Genomic DNA, 15,126 nt, shown 5'->3' with positions numbered 1-15,126 from the left:
TCTCCAATAAAGTTAGTTTGTCTAGCATCTAAAAATAAAAATTGACGTTTCACGTTGTTTGTTTCGTTTAGTTTTCAAAGTTCAATATCGCGTTTCAGCGACTTTTATAATTTAACATTTATCGTTAAATCTGTCAACAACTTTTTTCTTTCGTTCCTGACGACGCTTATTAATTTACCATATTAATCATTTAATAGTCAACACTTTTTAAAAAAATGCCAAAATAATTTTATCTTGGCATGATATAAAGCTTAATAATCACTAATGCTACCACACCCGGTAGGCCTAATAAACTCGTTATTGCTGCTGTCCCCATGTTAATCGGGATATGAAAATCAAAATATGTCCCTACAACATTTACGATAAAAAGCAATGCTATTCCTAAAGTAACATGAAAAATCACCTTACCTATAAAACGTAATGGCTTAGAGGCAACACCAAAAACAAGAAAAATAAACACTAAAGTAAGAATGCCAACAATAATAATTGTAGAATTCATTTTTTCCTCCTTATAAATGACCTATACATCTATTTGTATGGGACAAGACAATAAAAAAGAACAGTTATCATAAGTGGCATCCCTTTCATATAAACCAAATAAAGTGAAACTTTAATCAGTGGGGGTGTTCATCCCCACTGATTATTAGTTGAACCAATCGGGCTTTTACGGGCAGTTGATCCCCCGCCTAACTTCTTTGCTTCCGCTGAATTTTGAGGTGGGGGTCTTACTACCCATTAATGCTTGATAAAACAACACCTCAGCATTTAACAAATAAAATAAAAAGGCCTGCTTAGAAAGCAGAACCCTTTACCATTGTTCCATTTTTACAGGACGACGCTTTGCTTCTTTCAACAAGAAGAAATATTTCGCCTCTGCTATTTTCAAAGAACAAATGACATCTTGAGATGGTTCTACACTTTGTTCGACCATCCTCTTCTGACGTAACCACTCATTCTTCACTTTTTCCAAAAGTACAATCAACTTATCGTCATACTCTTTACGCAATTTACCCTTTTTTTGAAAGAACATTTTTGTTTCTCCTCTTATACTTCTCTGCGACCTTCTAACGCTTTCGATAGTGTCACTTCATCTGCATATTCTAAATCTCCACCAACTGGCAGACCATGTGCAATACGAGTTACTTTAATGCCTGTAGGCTTTAAGAGGCGGGAGATATACATCGCTGTAGCTTCCCCTTCAATATTAGGGTTTGTTGCTAATATCACTTCTTGTACCGTTTCATCATGTAGTCGCTTTAAGAGTTGCGGGATATTAATGTCTTCCGGTCCAATTCCCTCCATAGGAGAAATCGCACCACGTAACACATGATATACACCTTGATACTCTTTCATTTTTTCCATCGCGATTACATCTTTCGGTTCTTGTACGACACAAATAACTGATTGATCTCGATGCGAATCATTACAAATATAACAAGGATCACGATCAGTAATATGTCCGCATACAGAACAATACGCTAAATCTCGCTTCGCATTTACAAGTGCTTTCGCGAAACCTAACACATCATCTTCTTTCATATCTAATACGAAAAATGCCAATCGAACCGCTGTTTTCGGTCCGATACCTGGCAACTTCATAAAACTATCGATTAGTTTTGATATTGGTTCTGGATAATGCATATATCAATATCCTCCTAGAACATTCCACCTGGTAAGTTTAAGCCTTTTGTAAATTTACCCATTGTAGAGTTTGAAAGCTCATCAGCCTTTTTAAGTGCATCATTTGTTGCAGCTAACACTAAGTCTTGTAACATTTCGATATCTTCTGGATCTACAACTTCTTCTTTAATCTTCACTTCAAGAATTTGCTTGTGACCATTTGCAATAACTGTAATCATCCCGCCACCAGCTGTACCTTCAACTGTTTTTTCACCAAGCTCTTCTTGCGCTTTCGCCATGTCCTTTTGCATCTTTTGCATTTGTTTCATCATATTATTCATATTTCCCATTCCGCCACGCATCATAATTAATTCCTCCTAATTATTATTATTCTTTTATTTCAATGAGTTCTTGTCCTACTAATTTCACTGCCTCTTCTATAAGAGGGTCTTCCTTTTTCTCCTGGCTTTCTTCAGACTCTCCACCTTCACGTTGTAAAAAGTCTTCACGGATTTTACCCCATTCACTTTTTGGAATGGCAATCATATTTAACCTTTTACTTAGCAATTCAAATAAAGCTTGTTCTACTGTATCCATAGCTTCTCGATTTTCGCTCGCCATCTTACAGTGAATCTCATATTGAAATGCCAAAACGTAAGTGTCATCTGAAGCTGCCACTGGTTCGCTATTTTCTAATAAAACAGCAAATGCTACTTTGTTATATGATTTGAGTCTTCCTAACAACTCACCCCATACAGCTTTTAATTGTTCTAAATCTTGACGCTTCGCTTGTTTTAATACTTCATTTACACGTCCGACAGGAATCTTCATACTTCCTGTTCGTACCGGTTTTGGTGTTGCACGTGTCTCTCTTACTTCCTGTTGTACACCAGCTGGCACACCGTTCTTTTTGACTTGCTCTAACTCTTTCTCCAGTTGCTGCATCCTGTTCATAATTGCTTGCAAACGATCTGTACCATTTGCTTGCATCATAAACTGTTGACACAATTGCACCATAACAACTTCTAAGAAAATACGCGGATGATTTGTCCACTTCATTTCCTGTTGTCCTTTACTAAGGGTATGAATAATCTCATAGATCACTTCCGGTTGCATTTCTTCACTCAACTTACGGAATTGATCATCTACAATTACTCGTTCCAACATATGTTCTAGTTGCGGTGAAGTTTGATATAAAAGCATATCACGATAATAGTAAATGAAATCCTCCATAAAACGAACTGGATCTTTCCCTTTACTCATCATTTCATCTATGATTTGCAATGCTCTTGATACATCATTTTCACGTATGCATTCTACTAAATTGCCTAAGTATTGCTGAGAAACAGATCCTGTTACGGCCAATACATCTTCTGTCGTAACAATCTCATCACTATAAGATATAGCCTGATCAATAAGACTAAGCGCGTCACGCATACCACCTTCAGCAGCACGTGCAACAATTTGTAATGCTTCATCTTCCACTTGCGTACCTTCATTTATCACGACCGTTGATAATCTCTCAACAATATCATTCACTGATATTTTTCGGAATTCAAAACGCTGACAACGTGAAATAATTGTAGGCGGGATCTTATGAGGTTCTGTTGTCGCCAAAATAAAGATAACATGTCCTGGCGGCTCTTCTAAGGTTTTTAAAAGCGCATTGAATGCACCCATAGAAAGCATGTGAACTTCATCAATAATGTATACTTTATATTCTACAGCACTTGGAGCATATTTTACTTTATCTCTAATATCTCGAATTTCATCTACACCGTTATTTGAAGCCGCATCAATTTCTAATACATCTGAAATGGATCCTTGTGTAATTCCTAGACAAGAAGGACATTCATTACAAGGTTCAGCTACCGGAGCATGTTCACAGTTAATTGCTTTTGCAAATACTTTTGCAATTGTCGTTTTTCCTGTTCCCCTCGGACCAGAAAATAAATAAGCATGTGAAACTTTCTCTTGAAGAAGGGCATTTTGCAACGTTTTTGTCACGTGCTTTTGACCGACTACATCTTCGAACTTTTGCGGTCTCCATGTTCGGTATAACGCTTGGTATGACACGAAAATACGGCCTCCCTCAAAGGTTATTATCTCATTTATTATAACCCATTCTGTTTATAGATTCCAAAAGTTATTTTCTATACAAAAAACTCACCTTTGTATTAAGGTGAGTTTTGTATACATATATAACTGCCGTGCACCCTCCGTCGATTACGTACCATAAGCGTTACTCAAGCAGTTAGCTCGGTTCAGGCACTCCTGCGGCACACGAGAAGACCCGCTTATTGCTGCTTCCTTCCGGACCTGACAAGGTTCACGGGGTCCCGTTGCGCAGGACCCAAACGTCAACACCACTTACTTAAGGCAGACCTTACAGCAACATAACCTCGAGAGGGGATTCGGCCTCGCTAGAGCGGATTGCGAGTATAGGGCACCGCTACCTCCCCGCTTAGCACGGCAAAGTTAAAACCAATATTCGGTTGCCTTCATTAAAGGCATTATCAGTATAACTTGTTTCTTTATAAAATGCAAATACGTTAGTTCCCCTTGTTTTTCTCTAATTTTTTCATCGCTTTTCTTTTTTTACGAAGCTCTCTAAAAAAGTTTGTTAACAACGTACCGCATTCTTCCTCCAGTACACCAGTTACTACTTCACATTGATGATTGAAACGTTCATCCGTTAAAAGATTCATCAATGTCCCTGCACATCCACCCTTCGGATCACTTGCACCATATACAACTCGCTTCACTCGTGATAAAACAATTCCACCCGCACACATTGGACAAGGTTCTAATGTTACATACAATGTTGCATCTTCTAAGCGCCATGTCCCTAATTTTTTACACGCCTCATCTATCGCTAGCAACTCAGCATGAGCTATTGATCTTTGCTCAGTTTCTCTTAAATTATGAGCAACACTAATTACCTCACCATCTAACACTATAACTGCTCCAATTGGTACTTCCTGTATTCCCTCCGCCTTTTTAGCTTCAGCTATCGCTAATTGCATAAAATAAATATCTTGATCTTGTTCCATAACATAGTCCTTTCATTACAAATAAAGTACACTTATTTCCATTTACTACACAGGGGATAACTTTTACAAATTCAATCCACCCTAAAAGAAAAAGAGAGGGATTACATATGAAAAATACCGCCTTGCTCATTATCGATATGATTAATGATTTTCAATTTTCCCACGGACCCATTCTAGCTCAAAAATGCGAAACTATAACAAACCCTATTTTACAATTAAAGAAAAAAATGAAATCCTTCGGCTATCCTATAATTTACGTTAATGACCATTATCAACTTTGGAGATCTGATATCGACCAACTTATTACTCATTGCACAAATAAATATAGCGAAAATATAATCCATAAGATTGCTCCAAGTTCTGATGATTATATTTTTATTAAACCACATTATTCTGCTTTTTATGAAACACCTTTAAATTCATTATTAGGTTATTTAAAAATAGAAAATCTAATATTAACAGGAGTTGCCGGGAATATATGTATCCTATTTACAGCTAATGATGCTCATATGAGAAATTATACATTGTATGTACCACAGGATTGTATCGCCTCTAACAACGACCAAGATAATATACATGCTTTAAAAATAATGGAAACTACATTGAAAGCAACTATAACATCGTCATCCAAAATAAAATTTAATTAATACATATATCTATTTTTTAACTTTTTATATCAAATTAACCCGCTCGCTTCCCTCTTGTGCTACAATAATTCTGTTTTGTGTTTTTAGTAGTCACGGTAAATCACTGATTGAAAGGAGGAAACAGCGTGACCGGAGTACCATTTATTACGGTTGAAGGACCAATTGGTGTTGGAAAAACTTCACTTGCGAAGGAAATTTCAACTCACATGCAACTCCACTTACTAAAAGAGATTGTTGATGAAAATCCCTTTTTAGGAAAGTTCTATGAAGACATCGACGAATGGAGTTTTCAAACAGAGATGTTCTTTCTTTGTAATAGATATAAACAGTTAGAAGATATTAACATAAAGTATTTGAATCAAAGGAAACCAGTAGTAGCGGATTACCATATCTTTAAAAATTTAATTTTTGCATCCCGCACATTAAAAGACTCTCAATATGACAAGTACATGCAAATTTATCGTATCCTTACACAAGATATGCCTGTGCCAAACGTCATTGTATATTTAACAGCTAGCCTAGAAACATTGCAAAAACGAATCGCCTTGCGCGGAAGAGAATTTGAAAAAAACATGGATCCAAATTACTTACTACAGCTCACAAAAGATTACGAAACAGCAATGGATGCTTTTAAAAAAGATCATCCAGAGATACCAGTATTGAAATTTAATGGAGACGATATGGATTTTGTAAAAAATCCTGATGATTTAAACGTCATCCTATCTGCCCTTCAAAATACTCTCTTAAAGGAGTCGAAATAATAATGAATTTAAGGCAAAAATATGATATACCCAATGATGCAGTAATCACTATTGCCGGAACGGTAGGTGTGGGTAAATCAACTATGACAACTGCATTAGCTAATGCTTTAGGTTATCGCACATCATTTGAAAAAGTAGATTCCAATCCATATTTGGACAAGTTCTATGCGGATTTCACTCGCTGGAGCTTCCACCTACAAGTGTACTTTTTAGCAGAACGATTTAAGGAACAAAAAAGAATTTTTGAGTACGGTGGCGGTTTTGTTCAAGATCGTTCCATTTACGAAGACACTGGAATTTTTGCAAAGATGCATCATGAAAAAGGTACGATGACGGAAACTGATTATGAAACATACAAAGGTTTATTTGACGCTATGGTCATGACTCCTTACTTCCCTCATCCAGACTTATTAATTTACTTAGAAGGTTCTTTCGATGATATTGTCGATCGCATTCAAGAACGTGGACGCCCAATGGAACAGCAAACACCAATTGAGTACTGGAAAGAAATGCATGGACGTTATGAAAACTGGATTAACAACTTTAATTCATGCCCTGTATTACGCTTAAATATTAATGAATACGATATTTTAAAAGATGGTGATTCAATCGAGCCAATCATTAAAAAAATTGGCCATTTTTTAAAACAAACACGTAAACTTGTAAAATAAAAAACCCGTGCATATGCACGGGTTTTCCTATTAAATTACTTCTTCTTTGTTGGAGCAATAATTTCACTCTCAGGTTTTCCTGCGTTAATACGCTGACGAACAGTACTTGTACTAATATCGTATGCTTCAGCAATCTCTTTAACAGTCATTTCTTTCCCGTTAATCACTGCCGTTAATACTTTACCTGTACGTTTTGGAGCTGCCTCTTTCTTTACAGCTGGTTTTTCAACCTTTTTTGGCGCCTCTACTTTTTTCTCAGCTTGCTTTACATCACAAGTGCAACCACAAAGTTTACGGAATGTATCATCGCTTATAATGCGTGACACATTTGCACCACTGTTTAAAATTCTATTGTTCTTACAGACAGGACATTGTACATAATATAAAGTTTTTCCATCTAAAGGAAACGTTTGTATAATAAGATCCATGTTGACTCCTTTCATATCTATGAAGATAATCATCGGAATATGAGTGTGTAATAAGGACAAAATTGCCTTACACCATACTTTATGATTGGTTTTAAAATAAAAACTCGTTACGTGTTGGTAACGAGTTCTCCAATCTCCACTTATATGCGCTGTTGTCAATTATATCTGGAGGAGGTAGAGGGATTCGAACCCCCGCGCGACTCTCGCCGCCTGTCGGTTTTCAAGACCGATCCCTTCAGCCGGACTTGGGTATACCTCCATATTGACATCAAATATAATATCAAAAGAAAAACAGTTAGTCAACCCTACTAAAATAAATTATGAGGAAAGGAAAATTTTACTTCCCCTCTCCTACATTACAGTACTGACAACGTTCATAATTACCAATCACTCATACCGATGAATGTTTAAATTTACTTAATAACTGTTTTTCCTCCCATATAAGGGCGAAGAACTTCTGGAATTATAATTGTACCATCTTCTTGTTGGTAGTTCTCTAAAATAGCTGCAACCGTACGTCCAATTGCAAGACCAGATCCATTTAATGTATGGACATGTTCTGGTTTTCCGTTTGGCTCACGGCGGAAACGGATATTTGCACGTCTCGCTTGGAAAGCTTCAAAGTTACTACAAGAAGAAATTTCACGATATGTGCCATAGCTTGGAATCCATACTTCAATATCGTATTTCTTCGCTGCTGTAAATCCTAAATCGCCTGTGCACATGCTCATAACGCGATATGGCAACTCTAATAATTGTAACACGCGTTCTGCATCATTTGTTAATTTTTCTAACTCTTCATAAGAATCTTCTGGTTTTACGAACTTTACAAGCTCTACTTTATTGAACTGATGCTGGCGAATTAAACCGCGTGTATCGCGACCAGCTGAACCTGCTTCAGAACGGAAGCAAGAACTAAATGCAGCATATCTTATAGGCAATTGCTCTTTATTTAAAATCTCATCACGATGCATATTCGTTACAGGTACTTCAGCCGTTGGAATTAAGAAATAGTCTTCACTTTCAATACGGAATGCATCTTCTTCAAACTTTGGAAGTTGTCCTGTTCCTGTCATACTTGCACGGTTTACCATATATGGAGGTAATACTTCTTCATATCCATGCTCATCAGTATGAAGATCCAGCATAAAGCTAATTAAAGCACGCTCTAATCTTGCACCAGCACCTTTGTAAAATACGAAGCGGCTTCCTGTTACTTTCCCAGCGCGTTCAAAATCTAAAATTCCTAAATCAGTAGCAAGATCCCAATGTGGCTTTGGTTCAAAAGTAAATTCTTTCACGTCTCCCCAAGTACGCGCTACTACATTATCATCCTCTGTTTCACCGACTGGAGCAGACTCATGAGGGATATTTGGAATAGATAACATTAATCTTTCTAAGTCTTCTTCAACTGTGCGAAGTTCGTTATCAAAATCCTTTACTTTTTCTCCAACCTCACGCATTTCTAAAATTAGAGCTTCTGCATCTTTCTTTTCGCGCTTTAATACAGAGATTTGTTGAGATACTTCATTACGTTTACTTTTTAATTCTTCTGTCTGAACAAGTAGTTCTCTTCTTCTCGTATCCAGTTCTTCAAAACGTCCGAAATCAGTTAGATCTTCACCTCTATGCTGTAATTTCGCTTTTACTTCTTCAAAGTTTGTACGTAAAAATTTAATATCAAGCATTATATACTCCTCCTTTTATTTTATAAAACACAAAAAACTCCCGTCCCTATATAAAGGGACGGGAGTTAACCCGCGTTGCCACCCTAGTTGAAAGCATTACCGCTTTCCTCTCAAGTAGAAATAACGGCTCTTCACCGGGAATGCTTACTAATCCAAAAGATGTTCCACATTCCATTCCAGGATGGATTCACAAACTGTTTCTATCGATTTCCACCAACCATCGACTCTCTATAAGAAACAACATTTGTTACTATTTCCTATCAACACGCTTATTTTATAAAATTGTTACCATCAATTTACTATAATCTTATACAAGTTGCAAGTTACTTATACAACTTTTTTCATTTTCGCTTCTTTTACCATTTCAACAAAGTATGCTGTTACACGATGATCATCTGTTAATTCCGGATGGAATGAAGCAGCTAAAAACTGATCTTGCCTTACCGCTACCATTCGGTCACCATGCTTAGAAAGCACTTCAACATTATCAGCTACCTCTACAACATACGGCGCACGGATAAATACACCAACGAAGTCTTCACCCACGCCTTCAATTGAAAGCGCAGCTTCAAAACTATCCTTTTGGCGCCCGAACGCATTGCGCTCAACTGTAATATCCATAGCACCAATATGTGCTTCTTCATAGCCAATAAGTGTTTTCGCAAGAAGAATCATCCCTGCACATGTACCAAACATTGGTTTACCAGACTTTGCAAATGTGCGAAGTGGTTCCATGAAAGCATACTTATCAATAAGACGGCGCATTGTTGTACTTTCACCGCCTGGTAAAATAAGACCATCAATCTCTTCAAGTTGCTCTATACGCTTTACAACAACAGCTTCTGCATCACTTGCTTCAACTGATTTTATATGCTCACGAACTGCACCTTGAAGACCTAGTACACCGATTTTCACCATTTTAAAGTTCTCCTTTAATTACCATCCACGCTCTTGCATGCGTTGTTCTGGTAATAACGTTGAAATTTCGATACCCTTCATTGCATTACCTAACCCTTTAGAAAGGCTTGCAATTAGTTCATAATCTTCATAATGAGTCGTTGCTTCAACGATTGCACGTGCAAATCTCTCTGGGTTTTCTGATTTGAAGATACCAGATCCAACAAATACCCCATCAGCACCAAGTTGCATCATTAATGCAGCATCTGCTGGCGTTGCTATACCACCTGCCGCAAAGTTTACAACTGGTAAGCGACCAAGACGTTTAATTTCAAGTAATACTTCGTAAGGAGCACCAGTATTTTTTGCATATGTCATTAACTCATCTTCACGTAGACTCGCAACTTGACGGATTTCTGCATTGACTTGGCGCATATGACGCACTGCCTCTACAATGTTTCCTGTTCCTGGTTCACCTTTTGTACGAAGCATAGATGCACCTTCTGCAATACGACGTGCAGCTTCTCCGATATCACGGCAACCACATACAAATGGAACTGTGTAATCACGTTTATTTAAATGGTATACTTCATCAGCAGGAGTTAATACTTCACTCTCATCGATATAGTCTACCCCTAATGATTCTAATACACGTGCTTCTACAAGGTGACCGATACGGCATTTTGCCATAACCGGAATTGACACTGCACCCATAACTTCTTCAACGATTGTTGGGTCTGCCATACGAGAAACGCCACCTGCTGCACGAATGTCTGCTGGTACACGCTCTAATGCCATAACGGCAACTGCGCCTGCCTCTTCTGCAATTTTTGCTTGTTCAGCGTTAATTACGTCCATAATAACGCCGCCTTTTTGCATTTCTGCCATTCCACGTTTTACACGCTCTGTCCCTGTTACATTTGTCATGTACAAAAACCCCCCTAGGTGAATTGCTTTCCCCCGTTAAAGGCGAAAATTAAGAATACTCTTACATTCTACCACTAACTATCAGATGCTTGTCTACTACTTTTTCATAAAGTCGGTATGAAAAATAGGAATAAAAAAAAGCCCCTACCATGAGGAGCTTCTAAAACCAACCTTTTACTGTATCAACAGCACTATTCCACATACCACTAAAGAATGAACCAATTCCGCGCATAGCACGAGTAAACCAGTTTGCTTCTTCTACTTCAGATGTTGTTACAAGATCCACTTGCAACGACTTACCAGTTAAAAATCCAGGGTCGTTTGTATCTTTTGGCGTAATTACCATTTGACCAAGCGCAGCTCCCTTTTTAATAGGTGCTTCTTGTCCCTTACTTGATTCTTTTAATTCTGTTTTATAAACATCTTTACTTCCTTTTGGCACTGGAAGTGAAATAGCTTGTTTCGTTTGAACTGCTACATCTTTATCTTTCGCATTTTCTACTCGTACTGTTTCTTGTCCTTTTACTGAAGAACCTTTTTTATACATTTGTTTCACTTCAAAGTTAGCAAATCCATAATCATATAGCTTCTTTGTTTCATCAAAACGTGCTGTATGAGAACTTGTTTTAATAACTACAGAAATAAAACGCATACCGTTTCTTTCAACCGTACCAGTGAAGCAATCTCCTGCTTCTGGAGTTGAGCCTGTTTTCAGACCATCTACGCCATCATATTCTTTAACTAAGCCCTTTAACATCCAGTTCCAGTTTGACATTGCAAACTTCTCTTTTTCTGGACGGAATTCTTTTTTAGGAATTTTTGCTGTATCTAATACTTTTGGATAATCTTTAATTAAATGTTGTGCTAAAGTTGCAACATCCTTTGCAGACATTTTATTTTCTTCATCCGCTGTTGTTCCTTCAGGATGCATTCCCTTTAAATCTTTATTCGTTAAACCTGTAGAATTGACAAATTTATAATTTTTCAATCCTAGTTCTTTCGATTTATCATTCATCATTTTTACGAAATCTACTTCTTTACCTGCAATTGCTTCTGCTAATGCAATCGTTGCACCATTTGCAGAAAAGATTGCCATTGCCTCATATAACTCTTTTACTGTATAAGAGCCACCATTTTCTAATGCAACATTTGATAATGAAGCATCTTGTGAAACCTTATATGCATATTCAGAAACCTTAATTTTCTGGTCCCACTTAAGTTTTCCTTTATCCACTGCTTCGTGAACTAAATATTCACTCATCATCTTTGTCATACTAGCGATGGATAATAATTCCTCTGCATTCTTTTGATATAAAATTTTTCCAGAATTCGCTTCTACTAAAATTGCCGCACCTGCTTCAATGTTTAAAGCGGCTCCTGTTTCAGCTGATGCATTGCTATATGGCATAAAAATGCTACAAGCTAGTGTAAGCACTGTTACCAAAGCAATGAATCTTTTGCAAAACATACCTTTCACTTTTGCTACCCCCAATATCTATGTACTCACATAACCGTTATTCTAACATAATCAAAAAAAAATAGACAGAGATATCAAATCTCTGTCTATTTGTATATAAGACATTATAATGAGTAGTTTGGAGCCTCTTTTGTAATTTGTACGTGATGAGGATGACTTTCACGTAAGCCCGCACCTGACATACGAATGAATTGTGCATTTTCGCGTAAGAATTCTAAATCCTGTGCTCCGCAATATCCCATACCTGCACGTAAGCCACCAACTAATTGGTGAACTGTATCCGCTAAAGGTCCTTTATATGGTACTCGTCCTTCAATACCTTCTGGGACAAGTTTTTTATTTCCTTCTTGGAAGTAACGATCTTTACTTCCTTTTTCCATCGCACCGACAGAACCCATACCACGATACACTTTAAATTGACGACCTTGGTAAATTTCAGTTTCTCCAGGGCTTTCGGCAACACCAGCAAACATACTACCTAGCATAACAACATGTGCTCCTGCTGCTAAAGCTTTAACCATATCACCAGAGTACTTAACACCGCCATCAGCGATAACTGGAATACCGTGTTTACGAGCTTCCGTTGCACAATCATAAACTGCTGTTAATTGTGGTACACCAACACCAGCTACAACGCGTGTTGTACAAATAGAACCTGGTCCAATACCAACTTTAACTACGTTTGCACCAGCTTCAATTAATGCTTTCGTTGCTTCAGCTGTAGCAACATTTCCAGCGATAATATTTAATGATGGATATTTAGCACGAACTTCTTTTACCTTATCAATAACACCTTTAGAATGCCCATGAGCTGTATCAAGTACAATTGCATCTACACTAGCTTTTACTAATGCATCAATACGAAGCATAGCATCAGCTGTTACACCAACTGCTGCTCCAACTAATAAGCGTCCTTGCTTATCCTTAGCAGAGTTTGGGAATTCAATTACTTTTTCAATATCTTTTATTGTAATAAGCCCTTGTAATACACCGTTATTATCAACAAGAGGGAGTTTTTCAATTTTATACTTTTGTAGGATCTTTTCAGCTTCTTCCAGTGTAGTACCAACTGGAGCTGTAATTAACTGTTCTTTTGTCATTACGTCAGAAATTTTGATTGAGTAGTCTTGGATGAAACGCATATCACGGTTTGTAATAATCCCAACTAATTTTCGCTCATCTAAATTATTTACAACCGGTACACCTGAGATACGATATTTTCCCATAAGATGTTCTGCATCATATACTTGATGTTCTGGAGTTAAGAAGAAAGGATCTGAAATAACGCCGCTTTCAGAGCGCTTTACTTTATCAACTTGCTCGGCTTGTTGCTCAATAGACATATTCTTATGAATAATTCCTAAACCACCTTGGCGAGCCATTGCAATAGCCATGTCAGCCTCTGTTACTGTATCCATTCCTGCACTAATTAACGGGATGTTTAGCTGTAAGCTTTCAGATAAAACTGTTTTAACACTTACTTCTCTTGGTAATATATCTGACCTAGCTGGTACAAGTAATACATCATCAAAAGTCAAACCTTCTTTAACAAATTTAGATTCCCACATAATTGTTCCCCCTATGATACCAGAAATTATTATTAGTAGCTTATCAATTGGTTAAAATACTGTCAAGGACGTATATATATGTTAGAATTTTTAGACAATAAAAGGAGCGTAATATATGCATCAAACATCTTGTACTTGGCAGCAGTTAAGTTTCTTTTTTTCATCTCAAAACGTACAACGTTATCTTGCCCGTTGTTACGAAAAATCCTCTATTCAGGATGCCGAAAAAAAAAGTTTTGAAAATTGTTATCCCTTTATTTATTACTTAGAACACGGGAAAAATTATTATGAATTATATAAGACAGCTCCATTTTCCATTCAACCAATGTTGTTATTTTATGGAATTAGTCAACTTTTTAAAGCATGCTTACTAACCATTGATCCTAACTATCCTGAATCCACTACTGTTTTAGCTCATGGCGTTACAACTCGCAAACGAAAAAAACAAGGGTATCAATTTTTAGAAGATGAGGTCAAGATACAAAAAAATGGATTGTTTACTCATGTTGCAGAACAACTGTTTCACATGAAACACTTAGAAGCAGAAAAATTTAACATGTTAGAACTAATGGGAAATATTCCAGAATTACAAAATTTATTTCGCTATAGTCAAAAAGGATCAACTTTATATAAAATCGATTCAACAATTAAAAATGAGCTCTCCTTTTCAGTCAACCTACTAGATCGATTACATATGACTAAAGAGAGATTTTCTCGTTACATTGAAACATCTTGTAAGCATTTATCAATGCAATACGTACCTGAGAAAACTAATGAATCGAATTTACTTTTTACGGCGCCCGTTCAGTCATGGAATCCTATATACAGTACTCCTTTATACTATGAACAGCTTACTGATACTTATTATTTACCACTTACGACTGATCCTAGAAATCCTAAGCCAGTATTACCTGAACTCCTCGTTCATTATTTATTGCTCTATAATTTAAGCATGATTTCTAGGTATGAAACAGATTGGTGGTATGACTTACTTGGAAGCTATGGCTCTGAAGATTATCCATTTATTTATCAATTTCTTAATATTTCTGCTCAAAAAATCCCTTACTATATTTCATCATTTTTACTAACAGAACCTAACCTATTTCATGGGAAATAAAAAAAACACAAGTCAAAAGACTTGTGTTTTTAGTTGCTTGGCGACGTCCTACTCTCACAGGGACAAGGTCCCAACTACCATCGGCGCTAGAGAGCTTAACTTCCGTGTTCGGTATGGGAACGGGTGTGACCTCTCTGCCATCATCACCAAACTATGAAGGCATATTCCTTCAAAACTAGATAACATTGCTACATATTATATGGTTAAGTCCTCGATCTATTAGTATTCGTCAGCTCCACATGTCACCATGCTTCCACCTCGAACCTATCAAC

Annotated in this window: 16 protein-coding genes, 1 tRNA gene, 1 rRNA gene, 1 other RNA gene and 1 other annotated feature; of the genes, 4 read left to right on the top strand and 15 right to left on the bottom strand. The window is 37.0% G+C overall.

The window, feature by feature from the left end:
* Window positions 1–229: 229 nt before the first annotated feature.
* The 7 genes from MR170_RS27115 to tadA all read right to left on the bottom strand — a co-directional run bounded on the left by MR170_RS27115 (window position 230) and on the right by tadA (window position 4,673).
* Entirely contained in the window at window positions 230–499 is a 270-nt protein-coding gene (locus MR170_RS27115; RefSeq protein WP_001089274.1) for a pro-sigmaK processing inhibitor BofA family protein, read from the bottom strand.
* 309 nt (window positions 500–808) lie between these two features.
* Window positions 809–1,030, bottom strand: coding sequence for a YaaL family protein (locus tag MR170_RS27110; RefSeq protein WP_000466019.1), 222 nt, complete (start codon window positions 1,028–1,030; stop codon window positions 809–811).
* A 14-nt stretch (window positions 1,031–1,044) separates the two neighbouring features.
* Window positions 1,045–1,641 (bottom strand): recombination protein RecR, encoded by a 597-nt coding sequence (recR, locus tag MR170_RS27105; protein ID WP_043938863.1) that lies wholly within the window; start codon window positions 1,639–1,641, stop codon window positions 1,045–1,047.
* Window positions 1,642–1,655: 14 nt separating this feature from the next.
* Window positions 1,656–1,982, bottom strand: a complete 327-nt coding sequence (locus MR170_RS27100) for a YbaB/EbfC family nucleoid-associated protein (protein ID WP_014894853.1) — start codon at window positions 1,980–1,982, stop codon at window positions 1,656–1,658.
* A 25-nt stretch (window positions 1,983–2,007) separates the two neighbouring features.
* Window positions 2,008–3,696 (bottom strand): DNA polymerase III subunit gamma/tau, encoded by a 1,689-nt coding sequence (gene dnaX, locus MR170_RS27095; protein WP_242310088.1) that lies wholly within the window; start codon window positions 3,694–3,696, stop codon window positions 2,008–2,010.
* A gap of 132 nt (window positions 3,697–3,828) precedes the next feature.
* Window positions 3,829–4,093, bottom strand: an RNA gene (gene ffs / locus MR170_RS27090) — signal recognition particle sRNA large type.
* Window positions 4,094–4,172: 79 nt separating this feature from the next.
* Window positions 4,173–4,673, bottom strand: coding sequence for a tRNA adenosine(34) deaminase TadA (gene tadA, locus MR170_RS27085; RefSeq protein ID WP_242310085.1), 501 nt, complete (start codon window positions 4,671–4,673; stop codon window positions 4,173–4,175).
* Window positions 4,674–4,780: 107 nt separating this feature from the next.
* On the opposite strand from tadA, the gene MR170_RS27080 reads away from it, so the two are divergent.
* The 3 genes from MR170_RS27080 (at window position 4,781) to MR170_RS27070 (ending at window position 6,752) form a co-directional block, all read left to right on the top strand.
* Window positions 4,781–5,320 (top strand): cysteine hydrolase family protein, encoded by a 540-nt coding sequence (locus MR170_RS27080; protein ID WP_043938865.1) that lies wholly within the window; start codon window positions 4,781–4,783, stop codon window positions 5,318–5,320.
* A gap of 125 nt (window positions 5,321–5,445) precedes the next feature.
* On the top strand, window positions 5,446–6,081 hold the full coding sequence (locus MR170_RS27075; RefSeq protein ID WP_043938866.1) for a deoxynucleoside kinase: 636 nt from the start codon (window positions 5,446–5,448) through the stop codon (window positions 6,079–6,081).
* Between the two features lie 2 nt (window positions 6,082–6,083).
* Window positions 6,084–6,752: a deoxynucleoside kinase gene (locus MR170_RS27070; RefSeq protein WP_001053585.1), complete on the top strand. Its 669-nt coding sequence runs from the start codon at window positions 6,084–6,086 to the stop codon at window positions 6,750–6,752.
* A 35-nt stretch (window positions 6,753–6,787) separates the two neighbouring features.
* On the opposite strand, the gene MR170_RS27065 is transcribed toward MR170_RS27070, so the two are convergent.
* From MR170_RS27065 to guaB, 7 genes are all read right to left on the bottom strand, one after another.
* Complete coding sequence (locus MR170_RS27065) at window positions 6,788–7,180, bottom strand: sigma factor-like helix-turn-helix DNA-binding protein (protein ID WP_043938868.1); 393 nt, start codon at window positions 7,178–7,180, stop codon at window positions 6,788–6,790.
* A 166-nt stretch (window positions 7,181–7,346) separates the two neighbouring features.
* Window positions 7,347–7,439 (bottom strand) — tRNA-Ser (locus MR170_RS27060).
* A gap of 154 nt (window positions 7,440–7,593) precedes the next feature.
* Window positions 7,594–8,868, bottom strand: a complete 1,275-nt coding sequence (serS, locus tag MR170_RS27055; protein ID WP_016079533.1) for a serine--tRNA ligase — start codon at window positions 8,866–8,868, stop codon at window positions 7,594–7,596.
* A gap of 51 nt (window positions 8,869–8,919) precedes the next feature.
* Window positions 8,920–9,141: a binding site (T-box leader), on the bottom strand.
* Window positions 9,142–9,195: 54 nt separating this feature from the next.
* On the bottom strand, window positions 9,196–9,786 hold the full coding sequence (gene pdxT / locus MR170_RS27050) for a pyridoxal 5'-phosphate synthase glutaminase subunit PdxT (protein ID WP_242310083.1): 591 nt from the start codon (window positions 9,784–9,786) through the stop codon (window positions 9,196–9,198).
* An 18-nt stretch (window positions 9,787–9,804) separates the two neighbouring features.
* Window positions 9,805–10,692: a pyridoxal 5'-phosphate synthase lyase subunit PdxS gene (gene pdxS, locus MR170_RS27045; protein ID WP_000186154.1), complete on the bottom strand. Its 888-nt coding sequence runs from the start codon at window positions 10,690–10,692 to the stop codon at window positions 9,805–9,807.
* A gap of 160 nt (window positions 10,693–10,852) precedes the next feature.
* Complete coding sequence (gene dacA, locus MR170_RS27040; RefSeq protein ID WP_140163616.1) at window positions 10,853–12,160, bottom strand: D-alanyl-D-alanine carboxypeptidase DacA; 1,308 nt, start codon at window positions 12,158–12,160, stop codon at window positions 10,853–10,855.
* Between the two features lie 113 nt (window positions 12,161–12,273).
* Window positions 12,274–13,737, bottom strand: coding sequence for an IMP dehydrogenase (gene guaB, locus MR170_RS27035; protein WP_000264089.1), 1,464 nt, complete (start codon window positions 13,735–13,737; stop codon window positions 12,274–12,276).
* A gap of 115 nt (window positions 13,738–13,852) precedes the next feature.
* On the opposite strand from guaB, the gene MR170_RS27030 reads away from it, so the two are divergent.
* A complete protein-coding gene (locus MR170_RS27030) occupies window positions 13,853–14,854 on the top strand; it encodes a YaaC family protein (RefSeq protein WP_043938872.1) in 1,002 nt (333 codons plus the stop codon).
* 35 nt (window positions 14,855–14,889) lie between these two features.
* Here MR170_RS27030 and rrf read toward each other — a convergent pair.
* Window positions 14,890–15,005 (bottom strand): 5S ribosomal RNA (gene rrf / locus MR170_RS27025).
* Between the last annotated feature and the right edge of the window lie 121 nt (window positions 15,006–15,126).

Origin of the sequence: Bacillus cereus group sp. BfR-BA-01524 (assembly GCF_022662595.1) — a bacterium.
Classification (GTDB): Bacteria; Bacillota; Bacilli; order Bacillales; family Bacillaceae_G; genus Bacillus_A; species Bacillus_A thuringiensis_S.
The sequence above is the reverse complement of the archived record's forward strand: the minus strand, read 5'-3'. Positions and strand labels throughout refer to the sequence as shown.